Below are 15,098 nucleotides of genomic sequence, written 5' to 3' on the forward strand. Positions count from 1 at the left end.
CCAGCCCCCCGCCCCGCCGCTTCAGCGCGGTTACGTCCACGATCCGGATGCCGAGGCGGTCGGCATGGATGTGAAAGTCCGGCAGCGTCTTCTGCTCGGTGGGAGTCACCTCGGCGAGAACCACCTGTTCCGGGTCATGGGAGCCGACAATCTCCTGCCGCAGCAACTCCCAGTACCCGGCATCGTCCAGGCCGCCCAGGAACCAGGAGCAGTCGTCGATCCCGAAGACCTCCGCGTAGGCACTGGACAGGGCTGCCTGATAGCCGAAGATCGAAGGAAAAGCCTGCATCTCAACCAGGCGAGGCCGCAGCTTACCGTCCGGCTCGCGAACCAGACCGAAATCGATGGCCAGAAAGAGAGGCCGGCGGCTCTCCTGCGGCACACGGTATTGCTGTGGCACCGTTGCCGCGGAGTCCCGCATATATTCCGGGTTCTCGGTCAGTTGCAGGGTGAGCTCTTCCCCCGCCTGCACCATCTCGTCGAGCGTCTCCGGGGTGAAGAAACATGGCGTCTCCGCCATGCGGAACTGGACGCTGGCACGTGTGCGCTGGTCCATCAGCCGCTGCAACTGGCTGTACTTTTCCAAGCTAAATCCCGCGTTGAAGCGTTCCCGCCGGTCCGCCAGCATTCGATCTCTCCCGAAAACGCCAACGCCCCGCACGAGGCGGGGCGATGCTGGCGCCTTGATGGCTAGGGTGTGTCATCAAACTCCTGTCGTCAGCGTTGCGAGCGCAAAATTGTCCAGACGAGGCGGAGGCCGAAGGCTGTGGCGGGTCCACAGTCGAGGACGAAAACGAAGTATGGGCGAATTTGCGCCGCAACCCAAGGGCCGGGGCAGATTTTCCCGATCTCTTCGTCCCTCGTCGTTCCAGTAGACCRGCTACAGTTCTCTCCTCACTCCTCGATCTYGWAAAAATCYGCTCCCGGCGCYGACGGCASGAGTTTGATGACACACCCTAGCTTAGGTTACTTCAGTTCCTTGAGGTACACATTCTTTACCGAATACTCGCCAATCGATTCCACTTCGATACCGAGCTTGCCGCTGGCGCGGAAGTACTTCGGGTCGAGATCGACAAACGAGGTGACGAGGTGACCGTTCATGAAGATCTGAGTCGTGTTGCCCTTGGCAATGATCATGAACGAGTTCCAGTCATCCTTCTTAAACCACTGATTCAACTGGTCCTTCTCCGCGATGGTTGCCGTGGTGAGGGTCGGCTTGCCTGGCTCGGCGAGGATGGCGTGTCCCGGGGGCGAGATGATGGAACGGCCGCCCTGCTCGTAGAACATACCTGACCACATGTTGCCGGCGTCGAAATCCGCCTGCGGTCCAAAGAGATCCCACTTGGCCTGCGACTCCTTGCTTGGAGGAGTTCCAGGGTTCGCGCATGCCGGCGGACGCGGCGGCGCACCGGCTTGACGAGCTGCGCCCTGCCCAGCGCCGGCAGCAGACCCTGCGCCTGCTCCAGCAGGACGAGGAGCCCCGCCGCCGCCCATCCGCTGACGTGGCGGATAGACGGTACCCGTCGGCTTCTCCGAGAGATAGCTGCGGAACTGCATACCGCCGTTCACACGCTCTGTACCCTTGAAGTCGTACTTCAAGATGAAGTCGGCAGGCTCGCCTCCCTGCCAGATCAGATACACCGTACCGGTGGGGTGCTCGCAGCTGGGGTGGATGTAGATGGCGCCATCTTTGACAGACCACAGCGAGGTATCGCCGTCCCAACCCTTCAGGCTGCTGCCGTCGAAGAGAGGCGTGAAGCCAGTGTTGTCGGCGTAGTCATACGGCGCGGAACCTCGCGGATTGAACCCTGGCGGAAACGCAGGGGCTGCCTGACCGGCCGGGGCGGCCTGCGAGACGGCCATCGGAGCCGCCAGCATCAGGGCAGCGGCGCCAAGGTGCAGTGGAATCGAAAACAGCTTCTTCATCGGTGTATAGCCTCCAGAGCTTACAAAATGAGTCGTCTCAGGCACGGACCCGAAATTCCCCTCTTCAAGACTGCGAACGGAATCCTACCCGAACCGAGTCACTTTCGCATAGGGGGTAATTACCGGTGCGTGCTGAGACGCACGCACCGGCCTGGAAGTCTCAACCCAGCGTCATCTTGGCCGGGTCCCAGTGAACGATGGAGCCCTTCTCAGCACTGCGGTTCGCTAACAACGCAGCGCCCGCTGCACGGAAGCCAAAGGTGGCATCTTCGACAGGCTGCTTGCGGGTTCGTACCGAGTTGAAGAAGTTCCGGAAGTGATCGTAGTTGTCCGCGTAGCCCTTTTCGGCGGAGAACTTCTGGATCGTCTGCGGAGGCGCTCCCTCGGGATGGGTGACCGGATACTTCTTGCGATACTCAGCGAACGTCTCCTTCTGCATCGCTTCGCTAAAGGTGCTCACGGTAAAGCCGGGCTCCTTCTCGTGCGGAACGCGGGTTACGGTCACGGTGTTGCCGGCGATCTCCATCGTTCCCTCGTCGCCGGTAAAGAGGAAGCCTTCGCTCTCTTCACCACCGTTTACGAAGTTCACGCGCAGGCTGAGGTTGAAGCCCTCGGGATAGTCGAAGAGCGCCAGCAGCACGTCGTTGGCATCGCGGCCATCGTTCCAGTAACGGATCGCGCCGGTCGCCATCGCCCGCGTGGGTCCGTTCGATCCTGTAATGAAGTGCGTTCCGCTGAAGAGGTGGACAAACAGATCACCGGCAACGCCTGAACCGTAGTCTTTCCATTTGCGCCACTGGAAGAAGCGCTCGGGACTCCACTCATGCTTCGGAGCAGAACCCAGGAAGCGCGGCCAGTCGCAGGTCTGCGGGCTGGCATCCACAGGAACGGTGTAGTTCCAGGCGCCGATCGACGAGTTCCGGTCCCAGCGGGCGTTGATGGTATTCAGCTTGCCGATAGCGCCCGCGGCGAGCAACTCCTTGGCCTTGGCATAAACGACAGAGCTGACGCGCTGGCTGCCAACCTGCAGGATGCAGCCGGTCTCCTTTGCCGTGCGGACGATCTCCGGACCATCCTCGTAGACGTGGATCATCGGTTTTTCGAGATAGACGTCCTTGCCTGCCTTCATGGCATCCACGGCGGCCTGCTTGTGCCAGTGGTCGGGCGTTGCGATAAGCACCGCGTCGACATCAGGACGGGCAAGAATCTCCTTGTAGTCACGGGTGGTAAAGACGTCGCTGCCCCAGAGCTCTTTGCTGTGCGCCAGACGGCCGTCGTAGCAATCGGCAACGGCGACCAGTTTGACTCCCGGAACCTGTACGGCCCAGCGCGCGTCGCCCTGCCCCTGGATGATTGTCGAAAGTAGTCGGTAGAGAAGCAGATTTCTCCGCTTCCCTTTTACCCCAGCCAGCGAAGCTGGCAGGGCACCCGGTCGCTTTACCCCAGCCAGCGAAGCTGGCCGGGGACCCCGGTCCCTGCGAATGACAAAAAGGGGTCGCGCTGGGGCTCCCCTTAGAGGGGAAAGCTCCTGGGAATTTATCCTAGAGAAGTAATGCCTCCGATTCTGAATGCACGCACCATCAGTAAGGCCTTTGGGGCCTTGCCACTCTTTCGCGATATCTCGTTCACCATCTCGGATGGCGACCGCATCGGCCTGATCGGGCCGAACGGCGCCGGCAAGTCGACGTTGCTCTCGATCCTGGGTGGGCAGCAGGAGCCGGACTCCGGCGAGGTGGCGAGCCGCAAGCGTGCCCGCGTCGCCTATGTGGCCCAGGACTCGGAGTTTGCACCTGGACGCACCGTTCGCCAGGTACTGGAAGATGCCCTCGCCAATGCCCGAGTCTCCGAGGACGAGCACGATGGGCGTCTGCATGAGACGGTGGGCCGAGCCGGATTCCCTTCATTTGATTCCGAGGCCGCTTCCCTCTCCGGAGGCTGGCGCAAGCGCCTTGCCATCGCCGAGGCCACCATTACTCATCCCGATGTGCTGATGCTGGACGAACCGACGAACCACCTGGATCTCGAAGGCATCGAGTGGCTGGAAGACCTGGTGCAGCAGGCGCCCTATGCCGTCGTGACCATCTCGCACGACCGCTACTTCCTGGAAAACGTCGTCACCGACATCATCGAGCTGAACCGCATCTACGCCGAAGGTCTGTTACGCGTGCGCGGATCGTACTCACGCTTTCTGGAAGAGAAGCAGAGCTACCTCGCCTCCCAGTCACGGGAGCAGGAGGCGCTCCGGAACCGCGTCCGCACCGAGATTGACTGGCTGCGCCGCGGTCCTAAGGCACGCACGACCAAGAGCAAAGCGCGCATCGATAAGGCGAATGAACTGATCGGGCAGCTTGCGGACGTGAACTCGCGCACCAACACCCGCACCACCGACATTGATTTCACCGCCTCCGACCGCAAGACCAAGCGGTTGATTGAACTGGAGAACCTCGGTTATGAGATCAGCGGCAAGACCATCTTCCGCGATCTGAGCTTTACCTTCACGGCCGGAACACGCGTGGGGCTGGTCGGCCCTAACGGCAGCGGCAAGACCACCCTGCTGCGTCTGCTGCGGAACGAGATTCAGCCGACCTCAGGCGCCATCAAGCGGGCTGAGTTCCTGCGCACGGTTTACTTCTCCCAGCTTCGCGAGATCGATTCGTCCCTGACGTTGAAACAGGCATTGACACCAGACGGCGGAGACTCCGTCACGTTCAACGGCCGCCAGATCCATGTTGCGAGCTGGGCCAACCGCTTTCTCTTCACCGGTGAACAGCTCAACCAACCGGTGGATCGCCTTTCCGGCGGTGAGCGCGCTCGCGTGCTGATCGCACGGCTGATGCTCGAACCGGCCGACCTGCTGCTTCTGGACGAGCCGACGAATGACCTCGACATTCCGACGCTCGAGATTCTGGAAGAGTCGTTGCTTGAGTTTCCCGGAGCCCTGGTGCTGGTCACTCACGACCGCTATCTTCTCGACCGGGTTTCCACGACCGTGCTTGGCCTGGACGGCGAGGGTGACGCCGCCCAGTTTGCGGATTACAGCCAGTGGGAGGAGTGGAAGAACCGGAAAGAGCAGCCCAGCAGCGCCACTCCCGTCCGCGAAGAGACCGCAACAACCGAAGTCCGCGCGCAGAAGAAAAAGCTCTCTTATCTGGAAGCCCGCGAGTTTGCCACAATCGAGCAGCGTGTGGAGGAGGCAGACGAACGAGTCTCCGCACTGAAAGCGAAGCTGGAAGACCATGCCGTGGCCACCAACGCCAACGAGCTGCAAGCGACGTTGGCGGAGCTGGAGACAGCGCAGACCGAAATGGAAACGCTCTATGCCCGCTGGGCGGAGTTGACCGAGAAGGCCGGCTGACGATGCTATCCTTATAGCAAATGCACTTCAGCCCAGAATTTCATCAGAAGGCGCGCCGCCTTGCATGGCGCATTCTGCTCGTCGCCGCCGTGTTGGTGGTGATGCATCATGGCTACACCTTTGGGCAGTGGCTGCAGAAGCAGTAGCGGATATCCCATACACTGGTTGACTAAAAGCGGTTCGAGCACAGCTCGAATACCCCACTCACGCTTTGCGTGAATGGGCACCCAGAGCATGGGCTACTTGAGATTCGCGGTACACGCCCAGACACTTTTTGCTGGTCAAGACGCCTTCGTGGTTTGAAACTGTCTTCGTATGAAGACGATACTGGCGACGCTTCTTCTTTCCTCTTCCCTTCTTCTCGCACAGCAAAAGCAAACGGTTCTGCATGCGGCCAGGCTGTATGAGGCCGAGACCGGCCGCATCCTTACTCCGGGAGAGATTCTCGTCGAGGGCGACCATATCGCTGCTTCCGGCACGCGTGTCGAGCGTCCAGCGGGGGCGGAGGTGATCGATCTCGGCGATCGAACACTGATGCCCGGCCTCATCGATGCACATACGCATCTGTTTCTTCATCCCGGCGCGGAGGATGCACAGACCTTCGAGGAGTCCGTTCCACGGCGCACGCTGCTGGCCGCCGAAGCCGCAAAACAGGATCTGCTTGCCGGCTTCACCGCGGAGCGCGATATGGGAACCGAAGGTGCAGGTTCAGCCGACTCCGCCGTCCGCAATGCCATCAACAGCGGCCTGATTCCGGGGCCACGCATGCGCGTCTCCGGCAACGCCATCTCCATCACTGGCGGCCATGAAGACGCGGTCCACTACAACCCGGAGCTGCACGTTCCCTCAAACGCGACCTATGCCGATACGGCGGACGACCTGGTGCGGGTGATCCGCCAGCAGCTCAAGGAGGGCGCGGACTTCATCAAGATCTACGCCACGGGAAGCGACCGGCTGCGCGATGGAGTCTTCTCGTCTCCATATCAGTACACGGAGGATCAGCTCAAGACGGCAGTCGACGAGGCTCGCCGCCAGGGAGCAACTATCGGCGTGCACTGCAGCACCGATCCGGCGGCGCTGTTTGCCGTACGCGCTGGAGTCGTCTCGATCGACCACGCCGATCAACTCGCGCCGGAGACCATGCGGCTGATGCGCGAGAAACAGATCTACGCCGTGCCGACCTTTGCCATCAGCGAGTACTTCGAGCAGCACGCGTCAACTCCAGCGGCCGCCGCCAGCCGCCATGCCGGGAACCAGTTCCACATCGCGGAGTTCAAGAAGCAGATGGCGGCAGGGGTTCCCTTCGCCGTCGGCTCAGACGTCGGCCCGTTCCCCCATGGCACGCAGGCGCGCGAGATGGTGCTCATGGCCGAGTATGGGATGAAGCCCGCCGAGGTGTTGCAGGCGGACTATGTCCATGGCGCCCGGCTTCTGGGCTGGGAGGGCCGGATAGGCACACTTCGACCGGGAGCATGGGCCGACGTTATCGCCGTACCAGGCAATCCGTTGGACGATATCTCCGCATTGACCCGAGTCGCCTTCGTCATGAAGAACGGACAGGTCTATAAGCGCTGACAATTATCAGCGCCGCGGAAGGAAGGCAAACCAGACATCGCAAATTGAGACGAAAAAGCGGCGTGCGCACACGCACGCCGCTTCCTGTTATTGGAACAGGACTTGAGCTTGTGGGTTATTCCACTTCGCCTTCATCCTCATCTTCCTCGACGATATCCAGTGCGAACCGATGCTGGAGTTTCATGCTGGCGGCACCGAGGATGGTACGTAACGATCTTGCCGTCCGTCCTTGTTTGCCGATCACTTTACCAACGTCTCCAACCGCGACTCGGAGCTGGAGTACTGTTGCTCCGTCGTCTTCCAAGGTATCGACAACTACTTCGTCCGGTTTATCGACCAACGCGCGGGCGATCTCCAGAACGAGGTTCCGCATACTTTCTACTGGGCCTGAAGGCTCCGATTGCACAGCCTGACTCATCACACACACCTCTTGGGAGTAAAACGCCTCCTGAACTCTTCACAGCGGCTCTTGTCCCTCTTTTGGGATCTTTCGAGCACACTGCTACTTGCAGAGTCCCGGCAGCGATACGAACCAGCCGAGTGGGTTAATACACGGCCAGCCCGCTGTTGCCAGATCACTTCCGTCTGGAAGGGAACTGTTGCGAGAAGTTTACGTGAGCAGGCCGCCAAACGAACAAGCGAAATGGTGCGAATGTTTTGCTTTTAGGCACCGGAGACCTCGTTACTTTAGGCCACCGGCAAAAGTAACCTAAGCCGCAACGGGGGTCTTCGCAAAAAGCTTCGCGACGATCTCAGACATCTGGGCGCCTTTGCTGGTCCAGTAGTCGATGCGCTCGCGGTTCAGGTTGACCGAGGCAGGATTAGTACGGGGGTTGTACGTGCCCACTACTTCCACGGAACGGCCATTGCGGGCGCGGTCCTTCTCGATCACAACAACACGGTAGTAGGGCTGCTTGCGCGCACCAAAACGCGCGAGACGAATCATCAGCACAGGAATTCCTCAATCTCTCTTCTTGATTTGGGCAGGCCGGCTGTGCCGGTCGCGGGCCCACGCGGGAGCTACAGGGCCATGGCCCGTCATTCCCAACATCTAAGTATCTCGCAACTCGCCTCCGCGACGCAATGGCATCAGGCGGGAAAGAGAAAGCGCAGCACATCGCCCAGACGGGCGGCCCAGGCCTCCTCCGAATGGGTGCCGGCCGGTTCCTCCAGGTATCGCAGGTGCGTCCCATCCCAGCCCTTACGGCGAAGCAGGGCTGCCATGGCTGCGGTATTGCGAACGTGGCGCCCGCCCTCGAGCAGACCTATGTCCAACCAGATGCGCGGCTTAGGCTCCGGGCTGAGCCTCTCCACGTCGTCAAAGATGCTGCGGCGAGTCCACCAGAGCGAGGGGGATAATACCGCCAGACGGCCAAAGATTCCGGGGAAATGGAACCCGGTCCAGAGGGAGATGAGCCCTCCGAGCGAGGATCCCCCAAGCCCTGTGTGTTCCGTTTCAGGAAGGGTTCGGTACCGGCTGTCGACGAAAGGTTTCAGCTCTTCCACGAGAAAACGTGCGTAATTTTCCCCTTCTCCGCCACCTAACTGGGGGTCGGAGGAGGGCGTGTACTCGGTGATGCGGCGAACTCCGGCGTGAAAGATCCCGACCAAGATCAGCGACTCTATCTTGCCGGCAGCGGCCAACCGGTCGGCGGTGTAGTGTGCCCGCCAGGTCTGTCCGGGGATATGCGAGGTCCGCGGATCGATGAGGTTCTGGCCGTCATGGAGGTACAAGGTGGCGAACCGCCTCTCCGGCTGCTCAAAGTATTGCGGTGGAAGATACACGAAGATCTCCCGGTCGCCGGGCAGGTGCCGGGAGCGAAAGCCTGCATAGCGGTGAAGGCGCGGTGTTCGATCAAGCGCTGCTGTCTCTTCTTTGAATTGGTCCTCTGGCGGATACGGCGCGACGATAGTAAAACTCCCGAATAGAGCATTTTCCCTGCAGGTGTAGTGTAGGGCTTCGGCATCCATGGGCGTTTTCCGCAATGAAAACGCCACTGCACGACACTGCCGGGATACCCAGCAACAGGAAAATGCTCTGACGACAGGAGTTTGATGACACACCCTGAGGTTAGGATGGCTTCAGCCTAGGAGAGCGGAGAGGGCCCTTATGAATCGGGAATATCACAAATGGTTCTCGCCTGAGTTAGGACGCGAGATGGAGTTGTTGATCTTCGGTCATGGAGGCATGCCGGCAATTATCTTCCCAACCTCCCAGGGTCGCTTTTACGAGTTTGAAGACCGCGGCATGGTGGAAGCTGTCCACCGAAAGGTCCACCACGGACAGTTGCAGCTCTTCTGTGTAGACTCAGTCGATGCCGAAAGCTGGTATAACCGCGGTGCCCCTGCACATTGGCGTGTTGCACGGCATCTGCAGTATGAGCAATACATCCTGAAGGAGGTGCGGGCTCTGGTGCGCCAGAAGAATCATGCCCCGCAACTGGCGCTGGCCGGTTGCAGCTTCGGCGGATTTCACGCGGTCAGCATGGCCTTGCGGCACCCGGATGTCTTCACCGGTACGTTGTCGATGAGCGGCGCCTTCGATCTCACAGCCTTCCTGCATGGCTATTACGATCAGGATGTCTATCTGCTCTTCCCCAATCATTTTCTTCCAAACCTGCATGATCCCTGGTACCTGGATCGCTACCGGAAGAACGTCTATGTTCTGGCAACTGGCGTCCATGACCAGTGCTGGGACCAGAATGAAAAGCTCGCGGCCATCATGCGGCAGAAAGAAATTCCGGTAAGGCTCGATGTCTGGGGCGACAACACGGGCCATGACTGGCCATCGTGGCAACGCATGGCCGCTGAATATTTTTGAGGGGAATTGAAGCATTTTTCCTGTTGSTGGGTATCCCGWGAGRRGCGTGCAGCGGCGTTTTCATTGAGGAAAACGCCCATAGATGTACAAGCCCTGCAYTACACCYACAGGAAAAATGCTCTAGCCTGAGAATTTCCCTGCGTGTTTCTGATTTGCCTTACGGAAGGGTGCGTATCATCGTTCAACGAATATATCCATGACCCAGCCGGCCCCCTCCATTCCGACTTCTCACCGCCGCGCCCGTTTCCTTGACCGGCTGGATGCTGCGGTGGCTTCGCTCACCGATGCTGGAGAGGTGACGCGGATAGCCTGTAGCATGCTGCGCGACGATCTTCGGGCATCGCGTTGTATCTATGCAGAGCTGAACCAGCAGGACCATGAGTTATCTTCGTTCGGAGAAGATCAGGAGCACTTCACATTTCCTGCTCCCGCAATCCGGCCGCGCGAGTTCTCAGAAGCAGCAATGACCTCGTTGCGCGCGGGTCTGACCTTCGTGATCGAAAACACCGAGACCGATCCACGAGTAGCCCCGTCGCGAGAGTCCTATCGACAGGCGGAGGTGCAGGCGCTGGTGTGCGTCCCTGTGCCGAAAAACCAACCTCTGGCTGCTGCGCTGGCTGTCCATAGCCAGCAAGCACGGCACTGGACTTCCCAGGAGATTGATCTCATCGAACAGGTCGCGGCCCGGTGCTGGGAGTCGACGGTTCATCTGGCCACGTTGCAGGAGCTGCGAGAGAGCGAAGAGAACCTGCGATTAGCCATGGAAGCGGCGAACTTCGGATACTATGCCTACGAGCTTGGCGCGCCGCACATCAAGATCTCACATCGGTTCGCACGGATCTTTGGCTACGATCAAACTCCGGAAGACTGGACCTTCGATCGCTGGGTCGAACATCTGCACCCGGAGGACCGGGATGGGATTCTGGACGTTGTACAAACCTCAGAGCTGCACAACAGCAGCATCGAATATGAATCGCGCATCTTTCCCGCTGGGGTCGAGCGTGTAGAAGGAAATGTGCGATGGGTCTGGCTGCGCGCTCGCTATTCCCACCGTGAAAGCGGCCGCCGCTATCGCTTTGGAGTTATCGCTGACATCACGGAACGCAAACAGGCCGAGGCCGCGCTGGAAGCAAGCCGGCGCGAGGCATACCGGCAATGGACCGAACTGGAAGCCATCTATCAGACTGCGCCCATCGGATTGTCTCTCTATTCAGCGGATGAGTTTCGCTATCTGCGGGTGAACGATGTACAGACAGGCGTGATCGGCCTGCCGCAGGAACAGATCATCGGCCGTCCCTTTCGCGAGATTGCGCCCGATCTATGGCCGGCGTGTGAGCCGATTCTGCGCAGAGTGGCCGCGGGCGAGACCATTCGCAATGTCATGCTGGAAGGCGAGCTCTCCACACGTCCTGGACTGCATCGCTACTGGACGGTGAGTTACATGCCGGTGCGGGGCGAAGACGGTGTCGTGCGAGCTGTTGGCGCGGTCATCATGGAGACCACAGCTCAGAAGCGAGCGGAGCAGGCGTTGATCCAGAGCGAGAAGCTGGCTGCTGTAGGCAGGCTCGCGAGCTCCATCTCGCACGAGATCAACAACCCGCTGGAAGCGATTACCAACCTGCTCTATCTTGCGCAGCATACCGAAGGCCTGCCGCAGGAGGCAGCCGATGCCCTGACACTGGCGGAAAAGGAACTGATGCGGGTTTCGCAGATTGCCTCGCAGACGCTACGGTTTCATCGCCAGGCCACAAAGCCGACCTGGGTTACGGCAGTAGATCTGCTTAAGCCGGTTGTGGCTCTCTATCAGGGCAGGCTCACGAACTCCAACCTTCGTCTGGTGGAAGAGCATGACAGCGCGGAGCCGGTGCAGTGTTTCGAGAACGATATCCGGCAGGTTCTAAATAACCTGATCGGCAATGCCATCGATGCAATGAAAAGCGGCGGTGGYCGGGTTCTGATCCGCAGCCGTGAAGCGACCGACTGGAAGACGGGTCGCAGAGGTCTGCGCATCACGGTGGCCGATAGCGGCAGCGGCATGTCAGAGACGACACGCAGGAGTATCTTCACGGCCTTCTACACCACTAAGGAAATCAACGGCACCGGACTGGGCCTCTGGATCTCCTTCGGCATCGTCGGTAAGCATGAAGGCGTGCTTCGGTTCTATTCCAGTGATCGTCCAGGCCACAGCGGCACGGTCTTCTCGCTCTTCCTGCCGCGATACAGATGATGCGAGGTCGATCATCAGCACTCGCCATCTTCCTGCTTTCCGCAGCCGCACTACGGGCCGAGACGGCGAGTGTGGCGCTGCACAATGCCCTGTCCAGCACGCAGGCCTCCGCCGTCGTGCTGGACGCCGTCTCCGGAAAGATACTCGCGCAGGAAGGCCTACCAAGGCGAGGTACTCCGGGTTCCACCATGAAGCCATTTGTGCTGAACTATGCCCTGCAACACGGGCTCGTGCAGCCGCAGACCCAGGTGTACTGCCGCCGCGATCTGCATATCGGGGGTCGCAGTGTGCCTTGCACGCATCCGGCGGATGAACCGCTCTTCGATGCAGAGAATGCCCTGGCTGAGTCCTGCAACACCTGGTTTGCGGCTCTGGCAAGGCGGATGCCTGCCGACGACGTCGAACAGGCTATTGCCACGACGGCGCTGCCACATGAGAACCTGCGCGGCGCGGGTGTCGATCAGCGACAGCTTGCGGTGCTGGGTCTTTGGGGCAGTTCAGCGTCGCCACTGGAACTCGCTCGGGCTTACCGTTCCCTGCTCCAGAGATTGCCTCAGGGCGGCGTTGTCGAACGCGGGCTGCAGGCATCGGTAGAACGCGGCATGGCGAACCCGGCGGCAACCAGAGGAATGACCATTCTGGGTAAAACTGGTACCGCTCGCAATCCCGGCGAAAGCTGGACACACGGATGGTTCGCCGGCGTGGTTCCCGAACGCTGGATCGTCGTCATCTACATTCCGCGGGGTGATGGCGGCACGGCAGCAAGGCTGGCTCACCGATTCTTTGAGGAGACGGCACGTTGAAAGCAGTCTGGTTGCTGACGCTTCTTCCGGCACTGGCTATGGCGCAAAGCGATGGCGGGGGCCGCGATGTCACCGTCGCTATGTTCGCCACGCACGCAGTCCGTGCTGTGACACTGGCAGCCGCCGGTGAGGGCGCATGGACAGCAACCTGTGCCGCCTGTGTCCATCGTCCCCTCACCACACCAGTCCGTTTCACAAAGGCGGAGATCTTTGCCGGGGGCCCCGTCCGCGTCACCGACGATGCTTCCAAAGAGACCCGCAATGCAACCGGTTTGTGGCATCTGCGCGCTACTACCAACGGGATAGATATCGTCCTCTCGCTTCCGAGTGAACGCTACGTTGCTGCCGTGGTTGCTGCGGAGGGTTCTCCCAGCGAGAAACCACAAGCGCTGGAGGCCCTGGCGATCGCGGCTCGCACCTATGCTCTGAACGGCAGGCACTGGAAGCCGAGAGCCGGACATCTGCCGGCAGAGCTATGCGATAGTACGCAGTGCCAGGCGATGCGCCTGGGCCGCATCTCCGCAAGCATCGAGACAGCCGTACGTTCCAGCACAGGCGAAACCATGTGGTTCCATGGGCGCAGAGCTGAGGTCTTCTTCAGCCAGCACTGCGGCGGCGAGACCGAGGCCGCAGGCGCCGTATGGCCAACCCTTCGCACTGCGAAATATCTTGCGGCGCATCCCGATACCTTCTGCATCCGCCGTGACAAAGCCGCCTGGCATACGGAAGTCCCCACAGCTCAGCTCATGGAGATCGCACAYGCAGAGGGCTGGAAGGTCCCGGCCCAGCTCGCGGATCTGCGTGTGACCCAACGCAGCCCTTCTCATCGTGTGCTCAAACTCGATCTCGTCGACCAGGACGGCACACGCTTCTCTGTCGCCGCCAGTTCACTGCGGCTGGCGATTGGACGGGCACTCGGATGGAACCGAGTCCGCAGCGATCTGTACGACGTTGCCGTACGAAATGACGTCGTGGTCTTTGATGGACACGGCCACGGGCATGGCGTTGGCCTATGCCAGGCGGGCGCGAGCGAGATGGCGGCTCAAGGAAAGTCCGCCCGCGAAATCGTCGAGTACTACTTCACCGGAGTCTCCGTGGGCGTTACACCGAATGATGCCGGCTGGCAGCAAAGCTCCAATGGTCCGCTGCGGATACGATCCGTTGGCAACGACGCTGCGTATCAAGCAGCCATTCAACATGCCTGGGCTGAGGCAGCCAAACGCTTCCCCATGCAGAAGACGCTGACGCCTGAGATCGTCGCCGCACCGTCGGTAGAGATCTTCCGCCAGATGACCGCTTCTCCCGGCTGGCTGCTGGCCGCGACGCGTGGGAACATCGTGGTCCTGCAGCCATGGAGCATCCTCCGCAACCAGGTAGACAGCGTGCTGCTGCACGAGTTCCTGCATCTGTGTGTCGAGTCAGAGGCTGGCGACAAAGCTCCGCTCTGGCTGCGTGAGGGCCTGGTGGAGTATCTGACCGGCGGCACGCAGAGCGGCGAGACGATGCAGGCTGCAGCTCTGGAAACAGCACTGCGCAATCCCTCCACACAGCACGAGAGCCAGCAGGCCCACGCAGCGGCTGCAGCGAAGGTGCGCGCGCTGATCGGCCGCTATGGAATCACTTCCGTGCGCGGCTGGCTGGCCTCCGGCGTGCCGTCCGGCATCGCCTGAGTCTGCGCCAGAATCGCCAGTAACAGCGAGATCACTGCGCCATCAAGAAGTACAACAAAACCGAGGCGCACTATCAGGCTGAAGAGCTCTACACAACCACTGGTAGATGTGGTTGTAGGTAAAGAAGCTCCGCAGACCGTGCGGGAAGCGTGAGTTCAGATAGCTGGCCCGCTGCGAGTCGCCCGCGTGCAACGATGTGATCCACTGCGAGAGCAGGCACCACAGCAGCACAGCGACGAGGATAGAGGCGGCGCCGATCAACAGGCGTCTGCGCGTACGCTCTTCGTGCGCCAGCCAGAGTGCGATCCACGACTGTCCTCCGGTTGCGATGGCTACGAGCAGCAGACCCAGAACAAATGAGGCCGCTACCTGCAGCGCGCTGGCGTCCGGCAGGCGCAACCACAACGTCACGAGCAGGCAGGCCGTGACACCCAGTGCGATTTGGAGCAGGAGCAGCTTCAGGGTGAAGCGACGCAGTGCGCCGCGCAACAGGCTCATTGCGGACCTCCGGTGGATGGCTGCGGCACCTCAAGCCGCAGGGCGTCGCTGGTCGCCGAGACATTGGGCTGATACATCGCCTCAACGTGTGCCGGGCTGATCTGGAAGACTCCGGGATTGACGACACGGATGAGATAGAAGATCTCCTGCCGCCCATTGAATTCCGTTGAGAAGAAGGCCGCCCGGTCATCGTGGAACTCACTGCGGGTGTACCAGGAGTACC

At 60.6% G+C, this 15,098-nt stretch carries 14 protein-coding genes and 1 pseudogene; 7 read left to right on the forward strand and 8 right to left on the reverse strand.

Annotated features, from left to right (window positions below; translation table 11 throughout):
* The 3 genes and pseudogenes from AB4043_RS02400 to AB4043_RS02410 all read right to left on the reverse strand — a co-directional run.
* Positions 1-628 (reverse strand): annotated as a pseudogene (locus AB4043_RS02400) (hypothetical protein); the annotation flags it as partial.
* 338 nt (positions 629-966) lie between these two features.
* Complete coding sequence (locus tag AB4043_RS02405) at positions 967-1,926, reverse strand: 3-keto-disaccharide hydrolase (protein WP_442300111.1); 960 nt, start codon at positions 1,924-1,926, stop codon at positions 967-969.
* Positions 1,927-2,086: 160 nt separating this feature from the next.
* A complete protein-coding gene (locus AB4043_RS02410) occupies positions 2,087-3,565 on the reverse strand; it encodes a Gfo/Idh/MocA family protein (RefSeq protein ID WP_442306437.1) in 1,479 nt (492 codons plus the stop codon).
* Between AB4043_RS02410 and AB4043_RS02415 the strand changes: the two genes are divergently transcribed.
* The 3 genes from AB4043_RS02415 (at position 3,479) to AB4043_RS02425 (ending at position 6,856) form a co-directional block, all read left to right on the forward strand.
* Positions 3,479-5,281 (forward strand): ABC-F family ATP-binding cassette domain-containing protein, encoded by a 1,803-nt coding sequence (locus AB4043_RS02415; protein WP_442300113.1) that lies wholly within the window; start codon positions 3,479-3,481, stop codon positions 5,279-5,281. The genes AB4043_RS02410 and AB4043_RS02415 overlap by 87 nt on opposite strands.
* Positions 5,282-5,301: 20 nt before the next feature.
* Positions 5,302-5,427, forward strand: coding sequence for a hypothetical protein (locus AB4043_RS02420; RefSeq protein ID WP_442300114.1), 126 nt, complete (start codon positions 5,302-5,304; stop codon positions 5,425-5,427).
* A gap of 169 nt (positions 5,428-5,596) precedes the next feature.
* Positions 5,597-6,856, forward strand: a complete 1,260-nt coding sequence (locus AB4043_RS02425; RefSeq protein WP_442300115.1) for an amidohydrolase family protein — start codon at positions 5,597-5,599, stop codon at positions 6,854-6,856.
* Positions 6,857-6,971: 115 nt separating this feature from the next.
* Here AB4043_RS02425 and AB4043_RS02430 read toward each other — a convergent pair whose 3' ends face one another.
* The 3 genes from AB4043_RS02430 to AB4043_RS02440 all read right to left on the reverse strand — a co-directional run bounded on the left by AB4043_RS02430 (position 6,972) and on the right by AB4043_RS02440 (position 8,827).
* Positions 6,972-7,229, reverse strand: a complete 258-nt coding sequence (locus AB4043_RS02430; protein WP_442300116.1) for a KH domain-containing protein — start codon at positions 7,227-7,229, stop codon at positions 6,972-6,974.
* A 336-nt stretch (positions 7,230-7,565) separates the two neighbouring features.
* Complete coding sequence (rpsP, locus tag AB4043_RS02435; protein ID WP_442300117.1) at positions 7,566-7,802, reverse strand: 30S ribosomal protein S16; 237 nt, start codon at positions 7,800-7,802, stop codon at positions 7,566-7,568.
* Between the two features lie 143 nt (positions 7,803-7,945).
* Positions 7,946-8,827, reverse strand: a complete 882-nt coding sequence (locus AB4043_RS02440; protein WP_442300118.1) for an alpha/beta hydrolase — start codon at positions 8,825-8,827, stop codon at positions 7,946-7,948.
* Between the two features lie 139 nt (positions 8,828-8,966).
* Between AB4043_RS02440 and AB4043_RS02445 the strand changes: the two genes are divergently transcribed.
* From AB4043_RS02445 to AB4043_RS02460, 4 genes are all read left to right on the forward strand, one after another.
* Positions 8,967-9,677 (forward strand): esterase family protein, encoded by a 711-nt coding sequence (locus AB4043_RS02445; protein WP_442300119.1) that lies wholly within the window; start codon positions 8,967-8,969, stop codon positions 9,675-9,677.
* Between the two features lie 196 nt (positions 9,678-9,873).
* On the forward strand, positions 9,874-11,904 hold the full coding sequence (locus tag AB4043_RS02450) for a PAS domain S-box protein (protein WP_442300120.1): 2,031 nt from the start codon (positions 9,874-9,876) through the stop codon (positions 11,902-11,904).
* Positions 11,901-12,707 (forward strand): penicillin-binding transpeptidase domain-containing protein, encoded by an 807-nt coding sequence (locus AB4043_RS02455; protein ID WP_442300121.1) that lies wholly within the window; start codon positions 11,901-11,903, stop codon positions 12,705-12,707. The genes AB4043_RS02450 and AB4043_RS02455 overlap by 4 nt, the downstream gene beginning before the upstream one ends.
* A complete protein-coding gene (locus AB4043_RS02460) occupies positions 12,704-14,377 on the forward strand; it encodes a SpoIID/LytB domain-containing protein (RefSeq protein ID WP_442300122.1) in 1,674 nt (557 codons plus the stop codon). The genes AB4043_RS02455 and AB4043_RS02460 overlap by 4 nt, the downstream gene beginning before the upstream one ends.
* 42 nt (positions 14,378-14,419) lie before the next feature.
* Here the strand turns inward: AB4043_RS02460 and AB4043_RS02465 are convergent, their stop codons facing one another.
* Together AB4043_RS02465 and AB4043_RS02470 are read right to left on the reverse strand one after the other, a co-directional pair.
* Positions 14,420-14,875, reverse strand: a complete 456-nt coding sequence (locus tag AB4043_RS02465) for a hypothetical protein (protein ID WP_442306435.1) — start codon at positions 14,873-14,875, stop codon at positions 14,420-14,422.
* The coding region (locus tag AB4043_RS02470; RefSeq protein ID WP_442306436.1) for a hypothetical protein at positions 14,872-15,098 on the reverse strand (227 nt) is incomplete at its 5' end. The genes AB4043_RS02465 and AB4043_RS02470, both read right to left, overlap by 4 nt.

Source organism: Terriglobus sp. YAF25, assembly GCF_052113305.1.
Lineage (GTDB): Bacteria > Acidobacteriota > Terriglobia > Terriglobales > Acidobacteriaceae > Terriglobus.

Coding starts and splice junctions, on each gene's coding strand:
- AB4043_RS02405 (WP_442300111.1), bottom strand. CDS start 1,926: ATGAAGAAGCTGTTTTCGATTCCACTGCACCTTGGCGCCGCTGCCCTG.
- AB4043_RS02415 (WP_442300113.1), top strand. CDS start 3,479: ATGCCTCCGATTCTGAATGCACGCACCATCAGTAAGGCCTTTGGGGCC.
- AB4043_RS02420 (WP_442300114.1), top strand. CDS start 5,302: ATGCACTTCAGCCCAGAATTTCATCAGAAGGCGCGCCGCCTTGCATGG.
- AB4043_RS02425 (WP_442300115.1), top strand. CDS start 5,597: ATGAAGACGATACTGGCGACGCTTCTTCTTTCCTCTTCCCTTCTTCTC.
- AB4043_RS02430 (WP_442300116.1), bottom strand. CDS start 7,229: ATGCGGAACCTCGTTCTGGAGATCGCCCGCGCGTTGGTCGATAAACCG.
- rpsP (WP_442300117.1), bottom strand. CDS start 7,802: ATGATTCGTCTCGCGCGTTTTGGTGCGCGCAAGCAGCCCTACTACCGT.
- AB4043_RS02440 (WP_442300118.1), bottom strand. CDS start 8,827: ATGGATGCCGAAGCCCTACACTACACCTGCAGGGAAAATGCTCTATTC.
- AB4043_RS02445 (WP_442300119.1), top strand. CDS start 8,967: ATGAATCGGGAATATCACAAATGGTTCTCGCCTGAGTTAGGACGCGAG.
- AB4043_RS02455 (WP_442300121.1), top strand. CDS start 11,901: ATGATGCGAGGTCGATCATCAGCACTCGCCATCTTCCTGCTTTCCGCA.
- AB4043_RS02465 (WP_442306435.1), bottom strand. CDS start 14,875: ATGAGCCTGTTGCGCGGCGCACTGCGTCGCTTCACCCTGAAGCTGCTC.